Source organism: Duganella paludis (assembly GCF_054461335.1).
Window position 1 is genome coordinate 1,996,919 of record NZ_CM136922.1, and the last position, 17,816, is coordinate 2,014,734.

Annotated in this window: 12 protein-coding genes; 8 read left to right on the top strand and 4 right to left on the bottom strand. The window is 65.7% G+C overall.

The annotated features are described in order from the left end of the window. Positions 1–286 precede the first annotated feature (286 nt). A complete protein-coding gene (locus tag ACXZ1M_RS09005) occupies positions 287–1,024 on the bottom strand; it encodes an SDR family oxidoreductase (RefSeq protein ID WP_459052831.1) in 738 nt (245 codons plus the stop codon). A 101-nt stretch (positions 1,025–1,125) separates the two neighbouring features. Here ACXZ1M_RS09005 and ACXZ1M_RS09010 point away from each other — a divergent pair, with 101 nt between their 5' ends. Beyond that, positions 1,126–2,031: a LysR family transcriptional regulator gene (locus ACXZ1M_RS09010; RefSeq protein WP_459052832.1), complete on the top strand. Its 906-nt coding sequence runs from the start codon at positions 1,126–1,128 to the stop codon at positions 2,029–2,031. 6 nt (positions 2,032–2,037) lie between these two features. Here ACXZ1M_RS09010 and ACXZ1M_RS09015 read toward each other — a convergent pair whose 3' ends face one another. Continuing rightward, positions 2,038–5,010: a sensor histidine kinase gene (locus ACXZ1M_RS09015; protein ID WP_459052833.1), complete on the bottom strand. Its 2,973-nt coding sequence runs from the start codon at positions 5,008–5,010 to the stop codon at positions 2,038–2,040. A gap of 165 nt (positions 5,011–5,175) precedes the next feature. Here ACXZ1M_RS09015 and ACXZ1M_RS09020 point away from each other — a divergent pair, with 165 nt between their 5' ends. Further along, positions 5,176–5,763 carry a flavodoxin family protein gene (locus tag ACXZ1M_RS09020; protein ID WP_459052834.1) on the top strand — a complete coding sequence of 196 codons (588 nt, stop codon included), beginning with the start codon at positions 5,176–5,178 and terminating at the stop codon, positions 5,761–5,763. Positions 5,764–5,816: 53 nt separating this feature from the next. On the opposite strand, the gene ACXZ1M_RS09025 is transcribed toward ACXZ1M_RS09020, so the two are convergent. Then, positions 5,817–6,728 carry an alpha/beta fold hydrolase gene (locus ACXZ1M_RS09025; RefSeq protein WP_459052835.1) on the bottom strand — a complete coding sequence of 304 codons (912 nt, stop codon included), beginning with the start codon at positions 6,726–6,728 and terminating at the stop codon, positions 5,817–5,819. A gap of 126 nt (positions 6,729–6,854) precedes the next feature. Here ACXZ1M_RS09025 and ACXZ1M_RS09030 point away from each other — a divergent pair, with 126 nt between their 5' ends. The 6 genes from ACXZ1M_RS09030 to ACXZ1M_RS09055 all read left to right on the top strand — a co-directional run bounded on the left by ACXZ1M_RS09030 (position 6,855) and on the right by ACXZ1M_RS09055 (position 17,006). Further along, complete coding sequence (locus tag ACXZ1M_RS09030) at positions 6,855–7,493, top strand: response regulator transcription factor (protein ID WP_459052836.1); 639 nt, start codon at positions 6,855–6,857, stop codon at positions 7,491–7,493. Positions 7,494–7,792: 299 nt separating this feature from the next. Beyond that, positions 7,793–10,645, top strand: a complete 2,853-nt coding sequence (locus ACXZ1M_RS09035; protein ID WP_459052837.1) for a TonB-dependent receptor — start codon at positions 7,793–7,795, stop codon at positions 10,643–10,645. 3 nt (positions 10,646–10,648) lie between these two features. Further along, positions 10,649–11,791 (top strand): glycoside hydrolase family 88/105 protein, encoded by a 1,143-nt coding sequence (locus ACXZ1M_RS09040; protein WP_459052838.1) that lies wholly within the window; start codon positions 10,649–10,651, stop codon positions 11,789–11,791. Positions 11,792–11,804: 13 nt separating this feature from the next. After that, positions 11,805–13,079, top strand: a complete 1,275-nt coding sequence (locus tag ACXZ1M_RS09045; RefSeq protein WP_459052839.1) for a DUF2264 domain-containing protein — start codon at positions 11,805–11,807, stop codon at positions 13,077–13,079. Positions 13,080–13,085: 6 nt separating this feature from the next. After that, positions 13,086–15,449, top strand: a complete 2,364-nt coding sequence (locus ACXZ1M_RS09050; RefSeq protein ID WP_459052840.1) for a beta-galactosidase — start codon at positions 13,086–13,088, stop codon at positions 15,447–15,449. A 75-nt stretch (positions 15,450–15,524) separates the two neighbouring features. Further along, positions 15,525–17,006: a GGDEF domain-containing protein gene (locus tag ACXZ1M_RS09055; protein WP_459052841.1), complete on the top strand. Its 1,482-nt coding sequence runs from the start codon at positions 15,525–15,527 to the stop codon at positions 17,004–17,006. 10 nt (positions 17,007–17,016) lie between these two features. Here the strand turns inward: ACXZ1M_RS09055 and ACXZ1M_RS09060 are convergent, their stop codons facing one another. Beyond that, the gene (locus ACXZ1M_RS09060; RefSeq protein ID WP_459052842.1) at positions 17,017–17,778 is read right to left on the bottom strand and encodes an AraC family transcriptional regulator; all 762 of its coding nucleotides are present in this window, start codon (positions 17,776–17,778) and stop codon (positions 17,017–17,019) included. Between the last annotated feature and the right edge of the window lie 38 nt (positions 17,779–17,816).

The window sequence follows — 17,816 nt, forward strand, 5'->3', positions numbered from 1 at the left end:
TGGGGCCTCCTGAAAATCGGTTTTTACTAAGCGCTACTAACCACTACTAACCATTACTACAGCGCGCTATTCCTTACTAAAACCGCCGTGGACGACGATACTAAAAGCTACTACGCATCTACGGCCTATAAACCTTAGAGTTGATTAGTATGTTTTAGTTGCGGAATTAGTAGCGAATACGATGAAATATTAACGTTTATAGTGAAGTAGTAAGAGTTAGCAGGTTTTAGTAAAACCCCAAAAAAAGCCCTCCCCGAGCCCCACTCCGGAAAAATCGTTCAGAACCTTAAACGATGCCGCCGTTGACGCGGATGGTCTGGCCGTTGATCCAGGCGCCGTCCAGGCCGGCCAGCATGGCGACGGCGGCGGCGATGTCGTCCGGCTGGCCCAGGCGCTCCAGCGGCGCCAACTTGGCCAGGCGATCGACCAGGTCCTGCGGTTTCCCATCGAGGAACAAGGCGGTGGCGGTCGGTCCGGGCGCGATGTCGTTGACGGTGATGTTGCGGCCGCGTAGTTCTTTCGCCAGCACATGCGTCATCGCTTCCACGCCGGCCTTGGTGGCCGCGTAGACCCCATATCCCGGCTGGCACATGCCCACCACGCTCGACGACAGATTGATGATGCGGCCGCCACTGCGCAGGCGGCGCGAAGCTTCGCGCAAGGTGTTGAACGTGCCTTTGAGATTGATCGCGATCTGGCTGTCGAACAGGGCGTCGTCGCTGTCGGCCAGCGTCGCCAATTTCATGATGCCGGCGTTGTTGACGAGGACGTCGATGCCGCCATAGGCCGCCTCCGCCGCGTCGAACATGCGCGCCACCGCCGCCGCGTCGCTGACGTCGGCTTGCGCCGCAATCGCCCGGCCGCCACTTTGTTCGATCTGCTGCACCAGTTCCTCGGCCGCCGCCGCACTGCCGGCGTAATTGACCACAACGGTGAAGCCGTCGCCGGCCAGACGCCGCGCAATGGCGGCGCCGATGCCGCGAGACGATCCGGTGACGATGGCTACTTTGTTTGCTGCGTTCATGCTGTCTCTCCTGGTAGGTGGAATGAACACACTATGCCAGTTTCCGAGACAAAGATAATCAGGGTAATATTGACCTCACTATTCCAAAATCATAAACAATTATGGACAGACTGGACGCCATGCGCCTGTTCACGCGGATTGTCGAGCGCAGCAGCTTTACCCAAGCGGCGAAGGACACCGGCGTGCCGCGCTCGACCGTGACGCAGGTGATCAATCAGCTGGAACAGCGCCTGAACGTGCGGCTGCTGCAACGGACCACCCGCAGCGTCAAGCCCACGCTCGACGGCGAGGCCTATTACCGCCGCTGCCTCAGCATCCTCGACGACGTGGAGGACGCCGAAGGCGCATTCGCCGGCGCCGAGCCGAAGGGCATGCTCAGGGTGGAGGTGCAAGGAACGCTGGCGCGGCATTTCCTGCTGCCCGCCCTGCCCGCCTTCTTCGAGCGCTACCCGGAGGTCGAGCTGTCGATGAGCGAAAGCGACCGCTGGGTCGATCTGGTCCAGGAAGGCATGGACTGCGCGCTGCGCTATGGCAAATTGCCGGACAGCGAACTGATCGCGCGGCAGGTGGCGATGCTCGACCGCGTCACCTGCGCCACGCCCGGCTACCTGGAACGCTACGGCACGCCGCGCGATCTGGCGTCGCTGCGCGGGCACCGCGTGGTCGGCATCCGCACCATCACCACCGGCCATGTCACGCCGCTCGAATTCACCGGCGGCGCTGTGCTGGAAAGCGTGCAGTTGCCGGCCACCTTCGCCGTCACCGGCCCGGAAAGCTATATCGCCGGCACGCGCCTGGGACTGGGGATCGCGCAGATGCCGCGCTTCCACGTGGCGGACGATTTAAGACGAGGCACGCTGGTCACGCTGCTCGACCATCTGCCGCCGCCCTCGATGCCGGTATCGCTGGTCTATCCGCGTAACCGCCAACTGTCGCCGCGCGTGCGCGCCTTCCTGGCCTGGGCCACGCAGGAATTCGCCCGCCGCAATTCACCGGCCCAGGAATAACAGCCTTCAGCCCGCCCTGCCGAACCAGGAACGATAAGCCTTCGCCTGATACGCCAGCGCGCCGGGTAATAGCAGCAGCCACTCGGTGCCGGCGCCGGGCGCGCTGCGCAGCGTGAGCTTGGCCTTGATGCCTTCGGCCCGTTCATACATGCCGCAGATGCCCCAATGGTTGCTGCGCCCGCCGGCCGCCATCACGTGGGCCGGAATACCGGCGCCGTCGTCGCGGACGCACAACCGCAGTTCGCCCGCGCCATAACTGAGCTGCACCTCGATCCGGCTGGCGCCGGCATGGCGGCAGGCGTTGGCCACGGCTTCGCCGGCGATCGCCAGCACCTCGTCGTAGACGAGCGGATGCAGCTTGCGCAGCTTGCCCTCGACTTTGACGTGCAGCACATCGGCCAGGCCCAGCCGGCCGGGCATGGCGCCGATCGCCTCGGCCAGGTCCTGCTTGCCCGCCTCGCCGGCGCGCAGATCGCGCACGCGTTCGCGGCCTTCGAGCAGCACATCGTCGGCCTGCTGCAGGGCCGCCTCGATCGCCACGCGCTCCGGCGCCGGCTCCGGCAGCGACAGCGTGGCCGCATGCACGTGCAGGATCATGCCCTGCACCGACTGCAGCAAGGTGTCGTGCAGCTCGCGCGCGATGCGCTCGCGCTCGCGCGTGCGCTCCTCCAGCCGCGCCGCCACCTGCAGCGCCAACACGTGCATGCGGCGGCGGTACAGCATCCAGCACGCCACCAGCAGCAGCAAGGCGCACAAGGTCTTGAACCACCAGCTTTGCGGGATGGTGGGCGCGATGCTGAACGCCAGCGTGGCCGGCCGTCCGCTCCACACGCCGGCGTAGTCGGTCACCTCCACGCTGAAGCGGTAATCGCCCGGCTCCAGGTTGTTGTAATAGGCCTCGCGGCGCTGGCCGACCTCCTGCCATTGCCCATCGACGCCGTCGAGCCGGTAGCGGAACGCCACCCGTTCCGGCATGGCCAGCGCCAGCGCGGTGTAGTCGATCTGCAGGGCCGAGGTGTTGGCCGCCAGGCGCAGGCCGTCCAGCGCCGGACGCGGATGGCCGGGCGGGCCGAGCGCGCGGATCAGCACCGGCGCCGCCGGTCCCAGCGTGGGCCGCAGCGCCGGATCGATGCGGAACACGCCCGAGGTGGTCGACAGCCACAGCTTGTTGTCGGTGGTCTTGACCATGGTCGGCACCGGGTAGCGCATCGGCGCGTTGCCGGTCAGGCCGTCGAGGTTGTCGAGCTTTTCATAGTGCACCCGGTAGCCGGGCGTGGCTTTCAGCCGGGCGATCTCGGCAGCCGGAATGCGGAACAGCCCGGCCGCCGCGTCGACCCACACATCGCCGTCGTCCAGCTCCGCGATGCCGGAGACGCCCTCCAGCGCCACCGCGCCGACACCGCCGACCGGGACGAAACGCGTGCCCTGCCACAGGGCCAGGCCCTTCTCGCCGCCGATCCAGACATGGGCCGCAGTCACATGCATGGCCTCCAGGGTGCCCAGCGCCACGCCGTCCTCGGGACCATAGCTACGCCACACGCCTTGGTGCAGCTGCAACACCTTATTGCGCGGGTAGGCCAGCCACAAGCCCAGCTGCGGCGAGCTGGCCACCACGCGCGGGGTTTGCCCCGGCAGGCCGGTCGCCGCCTGCATCGGGTGCCAGCGGTACTGCGCGTCCAGCCGGTACAGGCCTTGCGGCGCCAGCATGGCCCACAGGGAGCCGTCGACGTCGCCGGCCATGCTGCCGACCATGCTGCCCTTGACCGGCAAGGGCACGGCGCGCACCTCATTGGCGCTGCTGCGCCACACGCGGTCCTCGTCGCCCAGCCACAGCACGCCGGCGGCGTCGCGATAGGCGGTGGCCAAGTCGCGATCGGGGGCAACGGCAGGCCCCAGGTCCAGCTGGCGCGGCGCAAGCCGGCCGTTGTGCGGCCGCGGGAAATGATAGCGCCCGACCCAGACGCCGCCGTCGGCGTCGGCCGCCAGCGGGTTGGTGACGGTGGAGACGGGCATGGCGACGGCCTCGATACGCTGGCGGCGAAAACGGTCGATGCCGGTGGAGGTCGAGGTCCAGATGCTGCCCTCGCGGTCTTCGAAGATGGCGGCCACCCAGCGCCCGCTCAGTCCCTGCGGCATGCCGCTGCGCTGGATGCCGTGGGCGGCATGGTATTCCACGCCGTTGATGCGGCCGACCCACAAGTCGCCCTGGCGGTCGAACAGCAGGCTGTTGACCTCCTCCCCTTCCACCGACCAGCGCCGGGGCGCGGCGCCGCCATCGGGTGGCGTCAAGGCGCGCAGGCTGGCGGCCGGCGCGTTCCAGCTCCACACGCTGCCGTCGGGCACCTGGAACAGCACGCCGGTGCCGCTGTCCGGCGTCGCTTTCACGAAGCGCTGCGCGCCCGCCGGCAAGCGGTAGACGCCCTCCGCCCCCTGCGCCCACAAGGCGCCATCGCGGTCGCGCATCAAGGTCTTGTACGGCGCCACGGGCAGGGCGAAATCGGCGCCGGCCGCGCGCCAGCGCTGGCCGTCGAGACGGTACATGCCGCGCGCGGTGGCGGCCCACATGCGGCCGCCACCGTCGCGCTCCAGGCCCCACACGGTGGCGCCGACCGGCAAGCCGTCGCGCTCGTTGTAGTGGCGCAGGCGGCCCTCGGCCAGCACGCTGGCGCCGCCGTAGCGGTAGCCGATCCACAGCGAGCCATCGTCGAAGGTGTTGAGGATGCCGATGCCCAGCGAGGGCAGCGCCTGGCCGGACGGCGCATAGCGCTCGAAGCGCACGCCGTCGAAGCGGTACAGGCCGGTGCTGCTGCCCAGCCACAGCCAGCCGTCGCGCGTCTGCGTCATGGTCAGCACCATCTGCGGCGCGCCTTCGCGCGCGGTCCAGCTGACGTGGTGCATGGCGATGGGCGGCGCGGCCCGGGCCGGCAGCACGCAGCTCAGCAGTACCAACCAGATTGCGAGGAAGCGGCGAGCAAGCATTGCCAGGGCCGTGGTTAAGAAGTTGCCACATTGTATATTAGGATTGCAAGCCGAAAGGCGCGGCTATCCCTTATGCCAAAGGAGGGGACTACCCGATAGTGGGTAGGGCCAGGCCGCCGCCCTGCCTATGCTTGGTGCTCCCCCAAAACTTTCAAGGAGCAAATAATGAGCAAGGCAATCGTGGCAGTGGTGTATCACTCGGGCTATGGACACACCAAGCGCCAGGCGGAAGCGGTGCACTACGGCGCCAGCCAGGTCGACGGCGTCACTGCCGAAATCTACGCGGTCGACAGCGGCGAAGCGCCGTGGGCGGACATCGAAAAAGCCGACGCCATCATCTTCGGCGCGCCCACCTACATGGGCGGCCAGTCGGCGCAGTTCAAGGCGTTCCAGGACGCCACCTCACGCACCGTGTACGCGGCGGGCGGCAAGTGGAAGGACAAGCTGGCGGCCGGCTTCACCAATTCCGCCTCGCGCTCGGGCGACAAGCTGGCGACGCTGCAGCAACTGTTCATCTTCGCGGCGCAGCACGGCATGCACTGGGTGAATCTGGGTCTGCCGCCGGGCAACAACTCCAGCACCGGCAGCGAGGAAGACTTGAACCGGCTGGGCTTCTTCATCGGCGCGGCGGCGCAATCGAATGCGGACCAGAGCGCCGAGCTGGCGCCCTCGGCATCGGACCTGAAAACCGCCGAACACCTGGGCGCGCGCGTCGCCAAGACCGCCTTGCAGTTCGTGCGCGGACGCGACTAACGCAACAGGGCCGCATCAGCGGCCCTGTTTTTCCGGCACTTTTCAGCCACGCTTTATTTGAGGAACTGCACCAGCTTCGGCACCACTTCGCTGGTCGCCTCTTCCATCAGCCAGTGGCCCTTGCCCTTGATGATGACACCTTCCACCTGCGAATCCACCAGCTTGGCCTGATCGATCAGCACATTGCCGGAAGCCTTCTCGCCGGTCAGCACCAGCATCGGAATGGCCAGCGGCGTCTTGGCGTAGGCGGCGAACTCGGCGGCATCTTTTTCAAACGCGCGGAACACTTCGAAGCCGGCGCGCATATGGTCGGGCTGCGCATATTCACGCGTGTAGAACTTGCGGTCGGCTTCGCTCAGCGACTTGGTCTTGTCGGCCGAAAAATCGTTCCAGAAGTGTTCGAAGTAGGTGCGCTCGCGGCCCTTCACCAGCGCCAGCGGGGTCTCGCCGTAGAAGTGGAAGTGCCACAGGTCGCGCAGCAGCCAGACATCCTTCCAGTTGCCGACGCCCGGCAGGAAGGCGTCCAGCAGGACGATCTTGTTGACCTCGGACGGATACTGGGCGGCATAGGCATAGGCCACCATCAGGCCGATGTCGTGGCCGACCACCTTGGCCGACTTGATGCCCAGGCTGACGGCCAGCGCATGCACGTCCTGCGCCATCACCGACTTGGTGTAGGGACCGGCCGGCGTGGCCGACTGGCCGAAGCCGCGCAGGTCGGGCGCGATCACCAAGTGGTCCTTGGACAGCTCGGCGATCAGCGGCAACCACATGTGGCTGGACTGCGTGTAACCATGCAGCAGAATGATGGGATCGCCCTTGCCGGCCGACAGGTAGTGCAGGCGCACGCCGTTGACCTCGGCGAAGTTGCTCTTCGGCGCCTGGGCCTGCGCCGGCCCCACGGCCAGCATGGACAGCGTCAACAGAAAGGCGCCCAGTAGCGGCCTGATGAGTGAGAATTTCATGGTTCAACCTCCTTAGTTAAGAGCACCCATGCTAAGCGCCGCCATGCGGCCGACCTACACTCGTTTGGGTAGTAGGGCCGTGCGCGGATGCTGCTACACTTCTCGCCTAGAGTGAGGAGCGCGGCGATGTCCAACCAGCACAGTGAAGAAGAGATCCGGGTCATCATCGCCGACGACCATCCGGTGCTGCGCAGCGGCATCGCGGCGGTGCTGGCGCACAGCCGGCGCGTGCGGGTGGTGGCGGAGGCCGAGGACGGCGACGCCGCCGTCGCACAATTCCGCCTGCACCGGCCCGACATCACGCTGATGGACCTGCAGATGCCGGGCCGCAGCGGCATCGAAGCGATCAACGACATCCGCGCCATCGATGCGCAGGCGCGCATCATCATCCTCACCACCTTCAGCGGCGACGCCCAGGTGCTGCGCGGCCTGAAGGCCGGCGCCAGCGGCTACCTGCTGAAGAACATGGCGCGCACCGAGCTGGTCGACTACATCGCGGCGGTGCACCACGGCGAAAAGCGCTTCCCCGCCGAAGTCACGCGCAACCTGGCCGGCACCCTGAGCATGGACGCGCTGTCGGCGCGCGAAATCGAGGTGCTGAAACTGGTGGCCCGGGGCCACTCCAACCAGCGCGCCGCCGAGCAACTGGGGCTGAAGGAAGACACCATCAAGTCGCACATGAAGACCATCCTCTCCAAGCTCGGCGCGCTCGACCGCACCCACGCGGTCACCATCGCCCTCCAGCGCGGCTTCTGGGAAAGCTGAGCGCCGGCCCTCGTAGGTTTTTTTCCACAAGTCGTATAGAAAATTTGCATCGGCCTATACGAAGTCGGCATACCTGCGCGGCCAAATAATCAGCAAATTGATTGTTTGCACTTTATACACATGGTCAAAAATGCTCGCCCAGAGCGAAGGCCCCATTTCCTGGCCCGATGTGGCGTTCAGACAACGTGATAAAACGTTTTACAAACGTATTGCCCGCGCTACGCGAAGTGTTTAGTCTTGCTCATGACAGGTCGTCAGACAACCTGCACCCTCCCAGAACTAAATCACTGAGGACAAACATGAAAAAGAAAATACTGGAGACTTTGGTTCCGCTCGCACTGGCGGCCATGTACGCCCCGGCCGCCCTCGGCCAGGACACCACCAAGGAAGCGGCGCCGCCGCCCAACCCGGCGGACGATCCCGGCACCACCGTGGTGGTCACCGGCTTCCGCTCCAGCCTGCAGAAGGCGCTGAACCTCAAGCAGCAGGCGATCGGCGTGCGCGACTCCATCATCGCCGAGGACATCGGCAAGTTCCCCGAGGCCAACGTGGCCGAATCGCTGCAGCGCGTGCCGGGCGTGATCCTGAACCGCGACGAGTCATCGGGCGAAGGCCAGCGCATCTCGATCCGCGGCTTGCCGACCGAATACTCGGTCACCACCCTGAACGGCGCGCCGGTCAACACCACCTCCACCGCCACCATCGGCTCGGCCGCGCGCGGCTTCAACTACGACGTCTTCGCCTCCGAACTGTTCGGCCGCGTCGACTTCTACAAATCGCCCCTGGCCGAACTGACCGAGGGCGGCCTGGGCGGCATCGTCGACCTGCAAACCCCACGTCCGTTCGACAACCCCAAGCGCACCATCCGCTACGGCCTGACCGACACCTACAACACGGCGTCCAAGCACAACGACCCGAACGGCTTCGTGCTGTACTCGAACACCTGGGACAACCTGGGCTTCCTGATCGGCGCCTCGCACTCGGGCAGCGTCAACACCCGCTCCGGCTTCGAGGCCACCGGCGGCTACAACAGCTCCTTCAACGGCAGCCAGAGCCCGGTCAAGGGCAACTTCGCGCTGGCGCTGGACTTCGACAGCCCGCTGGCCAACCTGAGCGGCTACACCAAGGACCAGGTGGCGAAAGCCTTCCTGCCGCGCATCTACCGCTTCTACGGCTCGCAGAACGAGCGCACCCGCGACGGCCTGGTCTCCTCGCTGCAATGGAAGACGCCGACCCTCAACGTCAGCCTGGACACCATGTACTCCAAGCTGGAGAACACCCGCGCGGAGCAGCTGTTCGGCATTCTGGTGCGCAGCACCGCCACCACCAACCGCAACGCGCCGGTGGGCGCCTCGGGCAACAACGGCCTGATCCCGCTGAACGTCAAGATCGACCCGGCCACCAACCTGATGACGGGCACCTTCGGCAACACCACCTACAACGCCGGCGCCGGCTACACCGAGGACGAAACCAAGTTCGGCTACGGCGCCCTGAACGCCAGCTGGAAGGCCAGCCCGAAACTGACCCTGAGCGGCCAGGCCAGCCTGAACCAGAGCACCGCCACCAGCGCCACCGGCCAGCTGTCGGGCTACATCTACGGCGCGCAATCGACCATCGACTACGGCAGCGACCACGTCTACCCGTCGATCTCCTCGCCCACCAGCTACACCGATCCGAACAGCTGGAGCGGCTTCACCATCAGCAGCGGCAAGACCAAGGAAACCGACAAGGGCAAGCAGGCGCGCGTGGCGGCCGACTGGGACTACGACCTGCCCGCCGGCTGGACCGGCCACATGAAAACCGGCCTGACCTACGTCGCCACCATCAAGGGCGTGGACAAGCGCAACGGCACCGGCCTGGCCACGGCCAAGCTGAACAGCATCGGCGCGGCCGGCCTGCGCAGCGCCATGACCTCGCAGCTGCCGATCGACAATCTCGACTTCGGCGCCGGCTGGCCGCACAGCTGGGCCACCTGGAACAGCAGCTACTTCTACTCGCAGTTCGACCCCAACGTCTACAACCCGGATTCGGCCTTCACGCCGTCGCAAAGCTTCGGGGCGGAAGAGGATGTCAAGACGGCCTTCGTGCAGTCCGACTTCAAGGGCGAGATCGGCGGGCGCGAACTGCGCATCAACGCCGGCGTGCGCTACTCGCGCACCGAGACCAAGATCGACAACTTCAAGCAAAAGGGCAGCAGCCTGGTCTACTCGCCGAACCACGAACAGGGCGAGTACAGCAACGTCCTGCCGGCCGTCAGCAGCGCCTTCGACGTCACCGACAACCTGATCTGGCGCGCCTCGTGGGGCAAGACCATCACCCGCGCCTCGCTGTCCATCATCGCCGCGCAAACGGTGATCCCGAACCAGTTCGACACCAGCGCCACCTCGGGCAATCCGAGCCTGCGCCCGCAGCAGTCGAAAAACCTCGACACCAGCCTGGAATGGTACTTCCAGCCGGGCAGCATGCTGTCGGCCGCCGTGTTCCAGAAGAAGCTGACCGACGCCACCGTCGCCAACACCCGGGTGGTGACCTTCGGTTCGCTGGGCCTGCCGGACACGGCGCTCGGCCCGCTGTTCCAGGACGCCAACGGCCACGTCGACCCCAACCTGGCGATGACCTTGCGCACCTACACCAACGCCGGCGAGCAAACGCTGAAGGGTTACGAGCTGGCCTACCAGCAAGCGTTCAGCTTCCTGCCAGCGCCATGGAACGGCTTCGGCGCGCTGGCCAGCTACACCCACATCAACCCGTTCAACAGCGTGCCGTGGGTGACCAACGCCGGCAAGGTGATCGACGTCAACTCGGTGCCGAAGTACGCCTACAGCACCACGCTGTACTTCGAACAGGGACCGTGGGCGGCGCGCATGTCCTACAACTACAAGGACAAATCGCTGCACGGCGACAGCCCGCGCAACCTCGGGGATGACCTGATCCGCTGGCGTGCCGGCCGCGGCTACCTGGACGCCAACATCAGCTACAAGATCAGCGAAAACCTGGAGCTGCGTCTCGACGCCCTCAACCTGAGCAACACGCTGGCGTATGACTACTTCGAAGACGCCAGCGGCCAATACGGCAGCGGCAAAAAGACCCGCATGGACTATGCGAAGTACGACGGCCGCACCATCAAGTTCGGCATCCGGGGGAAACTGTAAATCATGATGAAACGACTCTATGCCGCTGCGCTGCTGACTACCAGCGTGGCGGCTAGCCTGGCCGGCTGCGCTTCGGCGCCGCCGGCGGTCGACACCTCCGAACAGGAGGTGGTCGGCATCATCAACAAGGTCAACAACTACTGGCAGCAGCGCGAATCGCCCAAGCAGTGGGCGTTCTGGGACATCGCCGCCTACCACACCGGCAATATCGAAGCCTACCGCATCACCGACAACGCGGCGTGGCGCAAGTATTCCGAGGACTGGGCCGCGCACAACAACTGGCAAGGCGCCAAGTCCACCGACAAGAGCAAGTGGAAATACCAGTACGGCGAGACCGACGAACATGTGCTGTTCGGCGACTGGCAGATCTGCTTCCAGACCTATGCGGACCTGTACCAGCTCGATCGCGATCCGAAAAAGATCGCCCGTGCACGCGAGGTGATGGAATACCAGATGAGCACCCCGAACCAGGACTACTGGTGGTGGTCGGACGGCCTGTACATGGTGATGCCGGTGATGACCAAGCTGTATGGCGTCACCGGCAACCGCCAGTACCTCGACAAGCTGCATGAATACTTCGAGTACGCCAACAGCATCATGTACGACAAGGACGAGCAGCTGTACTACCGCGATGCGCGCTACGTCTACCCCAAGCACAAGAGCGCGAACGGCAAGAAGGACTTCTGGTCGCGCGGCGACGGCTGGGTGTTCGCCGGCCTGGCCAAGGTGCTGCAAGACCTGCCGCTGGACGACCCGCACCGCACGGAATTCATCGTCAAGTTCCAGGGCATGGCGCAGGCGCTGAAAAAAGCGCAAACGCCGGAAGGCTACTGGACCCGCAGCCTGCTCGACGCCGAGCACGCGCCGGGACCGGAAACCAGCGGCACCGCCTTCTTCGTCTACGGCTACCTGTGGGGCATCAATCACGGCCTGCTGGAGCGCGACGAATACCTGCCGGTGGTGCGCAAGGGCTGGCACTACCTGAGCAAGACCGCGCTGCAGCCGGACGGCAAAATCGGCTACGTCCAGCCCATCGGCGAGCGCGCCATACCGGGACAGGTGGTGGACCAGAATTCGACCACACCGTTCGGCGTCGGCGCCTACCTGCTGGCGTCATCGGAGCTGGTGCGCCTGCTGCGCAAATAACATCGGAGACTGAATGGAACGACGACACTTTATCCGCGCGCTGGCGGCCGGCTCCGCCGCCGGCGGCGTGCTGGCCGCGCAGAGCGCAACGGCGGCAACGGCAAGCGGCGCGTCCGCTGCCAGCGGCGCCGACGCCCGCGCGCAACTGGCCGCGCTGGCGCAAAAAATGTCCGAGCCGGTCTTGTCCAACATGGCCTCCGGCACGCTGAAGAAAAACTTCGCTCTCGAAGTCAGCCCGACCTGGGACGGCCGCGACAAAGGCGTGGCCTACCTCGAATGCTTCGGCCGCCTGATCGCCGGCATCGCGCCCTGGATCGCCCTGCCCGACGACGGCACGCCCGAAGGCCGCACCCGCAAACGCCTGCTGCAACAAGCGCTGCAAAGCTACACCAACTCGGTCGACCCGGCCAATCCCGACTACCTGCTGTGGAAAGGCCCGGGCCAAACGCTGGTCGACTCGGCCTACTTCACGAACGCCCTGATGCGCGCACCGAAAGCGCTGTGGGAACCGCTGGACGCCAAAACCAAGCAGCGCATCATCGCCGAAATCAAATCCCTGCGCCGCATCGAACCGCCCTACATCAACTGGATGCTGTTCGCCGCCATGAACGAAGCGTGGCTGATGTCCATCGGCGAAGAGTTCGACCCGATGCGCATGAACGTCGCCATCCGCAAGATCAACGAATGGTACGTCGGCGACGGCTGGATCAAGGACGGCGACGCCTTCCACTTCGACTACTACAACGCCTTCGTCATGCACCCGATGCTGGTCGAAATCCTCGACGTGCTGGAAGCGAAAAAAGGCGCGTTCTGGAACGGCAAGCCGGAAGAACTGCGCGCGCAGGCCGTCAAGCGCATGCAGCGCTACAGCGAACACCTGGAACGCTTCATCTCCACCGACGGCAGCTTCCCGCCAATCGGCCGTTCGCTCACCTACCGCACGGCCGCCTTCCAGCCATTGGCGCTGCTGGCGCTGCGCAAGCAGCTGCCGCAAAGCCTGCCCGAAGGCCAGATCCGCGCGGCGCTGCAGGCGGTGCATAGCCGCGTATGGGCGGCGCCGTCCAACTTCACCAAGGATGGCTACCTGACCATCGGCTTCGTCGGCCACCAGCCGGAGCTGGGCGACTGGTACTCCAACAACGGCAGCATGTACATCGCCTCCGCCAGCCTGCTGCCACTGGGCCTGCCGGCCGGCGACAGCTACTGGACCGCGCCGGCGCAGGACTGGACCCAGAAGAAAGCCTTCGCAGGCGCGCGCTTCCCCAAAGACTACCCGGTGAACTACTAAATGACGATGACCTCCGCATCCCGCCGCCGCGTTCTGCGCGGCGCAGGCGCAGCGGCGGCCGCCGGCGCCATGGGCAGCCTGCTGCTGCCCCTGTCCGCCCAAGCCGCCGCGCGCTTCACCATCAGCGACACCGACTTCATGCTCGACGGCCAACGCCTGCAGATCCGCTGCGGCGAAATGCACTTCGCCCGCGTGCCGCGCGAGTACTGGCAGCACCGCCTCAAAGCCATCAAGGCCATGGGCTTGAACACCGTGTGCGCCTACCTTTTCTGGAACTACCACGAATGGCGCGAAGGCCGCTACGACTGGCAAGGCCAGCGCGACGCCGCCGAATTCTGCAAGCTCGCGCAGCAGGAAGGCCTGTGGGTGATCCTGCGTCCCGGCCCCTACGCCTGCGCGGAATGGGAAATGGGCGGCCTGCCATGGTGGCTGCTGAAGCAGCCGGGCGACGCCTTCCTGCGCACGCGCGACGCCAGCTTCGTGCAGCCGGCACGGCGCTACATGAAGGAAGTGGGCCGCGTGCTCGGGCCGCAGCAGATCACGCACGGCGGACCGATTTTGATGGTGCAGATCGAGAACGAATACGGCTTCTTCGGCGAAGACCTTGAATACATGCGCGAGATGAAACGCATGCTGCTGGACGCCGGCTTCGACGTGCCGCTATTCCAGTGCAACCCGACCAATGCGGTGGTCAAGTCGCATATCGACGGCTTGTTCAACGTGGTGAACTTCGGCAGCGATCCGGTGGCCGGCTTCAAGGTGCTGGACCAGGTGCAGAAAGGCCCCCGCATGTGCGGCGAATACTACTCCGGCTGGTTCGACACCTGGGGTGCGCCGCACCGCCGTGGCTCCGCCGCCGGCGCTGTGGCCGACATCCAGACCATGCTGAAGATGAACGGTTCCTTCAGCCTGTACATGGCGCACGGCGGCACCAGCTTCGGTTTATGGGGCGGCTGCGACCGCCCCTTCCGCCCGGACACCAGCAGCTACGACTACGACGCGCCGATCAGCGAAGCCGGCTGGACCGGCGAAAAATTCCAGGCCTACCGCGAAGGTATCAAGCCCTTCCTGGCCGCCGGCGAAACGCTGCCACCGCCACCGCCGGCCAACCCGCTGATCGCCATCGCGCCGTTCGCGCTGAAGGAATCCTGCTCGGTGCAGGCGGCGCTGCCGGCCAGCGCCATCAAGGCCGTCTCGCCGCTGCCGATCGAACAGTACGACATCAGCCGGGGCCTGGTGTCCTACCGCGTGACGCTGCCCGCCGGTCCGGCCGGCACGCTGGAAGCGGCCAAGGTGCGCGACCTGGCCTGGATCAGCATCGACGGCAAGCAGGTCGGCACCATGGACACGCGCCACCGCCGCTTCAGCATCGACCTGCCGGCGCGCAGCAAGCCGGCCACGCTGGAGATCCTGCTGTACACCATCGCGCGCGTGAACTTCGGCGTCGAGATCCACGACCGCAAAGGCTTGCACGGGCCGGTACGGCTCAACGGCCAGCCGCTGGAGAACTGGGAAATCCGCGCCATCGACTTCGACGCCGACGCATTGCTGCCGCCGCTGGCGTGGAAGACCGGCCGCACGGCAGGCGCCGCGTTCTGGCGCGGTTCCTTCGACGCCGCGCAAACCGGCGACACATTCCTCGACATGTCGGCCTGGGGCCAGGGCATCGTCTGGGTCAACGGCCGCTGCCTGGGGCGTTACTGGAGCATCGGGCCGACGCAAACCATGTACCTGCCCGGCCCGTGGATCCGGCAAGGCCGCAACGAAGTGGTGGTGCTGGACCTGACCGGCCCGCAGCCCGGCCGCGCGCGCATCAGCGGTTTGAAGGGGCCCATCCTCGACCGGCTGCGACCGGAGCTGGACCTGGCCCGCCCGCCGAGCAAGGTGAAGCCGGCGCTGGACGGCGTCAAGCCGGCGCATGAAGGCGAATTCGCGCGCGGCGCCGCCGTGCAGGACGTGCTGTTTGCGCAACCGGTGGCGGGCCGCCAGTTCTGCCTCGAATCGCTGGACGCCTGGGACGGCAAGCAATACGCCGCCGTGGCGGAACTGGCGCTGCTGGGCAAGGACGGCAAGCCGCTCAACCAGTCCAACTGGACCATCGCCTACGTCAGCAGCGAGGAAGCGAGCAAGGAGGACGGCGGCGCCCTCAACGCCATCAACGGCCAGGCCACGGACCACTGGCACACCGCCTACAGCGGCAAGGCCGCCACCGCGCCGGGCGGCAAGCACCCGCACCGCATCATCATCGATCTGGGCAAGGACGACGTGGTGGCCGGCCTGCGCTACACGCCGCGCCAGGGTGCGGAAGGCGTCACCGGCCGCATCAAGCACTATCGCGCCTATGTCGGCAATCTGGTAACGCAAAGCTAGTTGCCGAAAGTCAATCGTTGACAGTAGCACGGTCGCCGGGCAATCATCCGGCGTGCCGTCCTAGAAAAGCTGGCGATGATTAAACGTGAAAAATTCTGGCAACAGCCCGGTTGGCTGTTTTGCCTGCTACTCCCGCTGTTCCATTTTGCCAGTGTCAAACTGACCTTCTTCGCCGCCGTCACGCCCGAAAACGTGGTGGTGGTGTGGCTGCCCAACGCCGTGCTACTGGCGTCGCTGCTACGCTTTCGCGGCCAGCGCGCGCCACTGCTGGCCGCCCTCACCTTCACCTCCGACGTCCTCGCCAATCTGGATGCCTTCCCCTGGTACGAGGCGGTGCTGCTCAGCGTCGTCAACCTGATGGAAGTGCTGATCGCCTATTCTTTGTTGCGGCGCAGTCACCTATCGGCGCGCCTGCACAAAGTTCGGGATCTGATGAAGTTCATCGTGGCCGGCCCGGTGTGCGGCGCGTTGATGGCCGGACTGCTCGCGGCGCTGGTGCTGCAGCAGGTGGGAGGCTCCAGCACGCCCTACCTCACGCTGGTGCGGCTGTGGTGGTTTGGCGACGGCCTGGGACTGCTGATCTACACGCCGCTGCTGCTGGCCTACACCCAGCCGCAACGACAGCGCCTGCCGCTGACGCGTTGGGACGACGCCGCGCTGGTCTCCACGCTGCTGCTGTCGGTGCTGGTGCTATCGGCCCACGGCGGCGAAATCGACGGCGTCTCGGTGACGCCGACGCTGCTGCTGCCGGCCGTGGCGTTGATCGCCTTCCGCTTCGGCGTGCGCCTGACCTCCCTGCTGGTGGCGCTGATTTCGCTGGCCACGGCGCTGCTGATGACCACCGGCCTGAAACCGTTCGGCGACGTGCCGATTCATCTGGAGGTGGTGCGCGCGCAGGAATTCATCCTGACCCTGTGCATCATCGGCATCGGCTTCGCCGTGCTGCTCAGCGAGCTGCAAACGCGCGAGCGCGAACTGGAAAGCCGCGTGCGCGAACGCACGCGGGAACTGGAGCAATCCAATGCCCGCCTGGCGGCGATCGGCGTCACCGACGGCCTGACAGGCATCGCCAACCGCCGCCGCTTCGACGAAGCGCTGACGGCGGAATGGAACCGCGCGCGCCGCACCCGGCAACCGATCATGCTGGCCTTGCTGGATGTGGACCTCTTCAAACAGTATAACGACCACTACGGCCACCAGGCAGGCGACGACGCGCTACGCGCCGTGGCGGAAGAATTGTCGCGTCACGCGCGCCGCAGCGGCGACTTCGTGGCCCGCTATGGCGGTGAAGAGTTTGGCCTGATCGCTGCCCTCACCAACGAAGAGCAGGCGGTGGTGATGGCGGAAGAGATCTGCCGCAGCATCGCCCGATTGAATATACGCCACCAGGAGTCACCATTTGAGGTGCTCACCATCAGCATCGGCGTGGCCGTGCTGACGCCGGGCGAGCACGATGAAATCGCGGCGCTGGTCAAGACCGCCGACGTGGCGCTGTACCGCGCCAAGCAGCTGGGCCGCAACCGCGTGGAACTGGCCGACGTGGAATCGGTCGCCTGATTTTCTGCGTCTAGCTGCGGCTCGACGACAACTGGCGGTACTGGCTGGGCGTGAGGCCGGTGGTGGCCTTGAACTGGCGTGTGAAGGCGGAGTGGTCGCCGTAGCCGCAGGCTTGCGCGATTTCCGCCACGCTGGCGGCGCCGTTGAGCATGCGCGAGGCGGCGTCCACGCGCGTCTGGATAATCATCTGGCGCGGCGTCAGGTGGAAGATGCGCAGGAAGTAGCGTTCGATCTGCGCCACCGACATGTTCGCGATGCGCGCCAACTCCGGCAGCTGCAAGGGCTGGCCGTACTGCTCATGGATCACGTTCACCGCCGCCGCCACCTTGCGGTAGGCGGGATTCTTCTTGTCCGCCATCGCCAGGTCGCGCGAAATGCCGGTCAGGCCGATGATGCGGCCTTGCGCATCGCGCAGCGCTGTCTTGCGCGTCAGGCACCAGCCGGGATCGCGGTTGGGATACAGGTGCAGTTCCAGCTGGTCTTCGATATCGCTGTCGCCGGCCAGCACCGCCATGTCCTGCGCCATATAGGTCTGGCCGAAGGGATGGGCGAACACCTCGGCCGGCGTCTTGCCGATCAGCGCGGACTTGTGCCGCTGGCCGCAACGCTGGGCCAGCGTCTGGTTGACCACCACATAGCGCCCTTCCATATCCTTGACGAAGAACACCACGTCCGGCAAGGCGTCGAACAGCCCTTCCGCAAAGAAGGGATCGGCAATACTTGCGCCCACCGCCCGGCGCACGCTGTCATGGTTGAGGGTATCCTTGTGCATCACCCCATTGTGCACCATTATGCAGATTTCGTCACCCA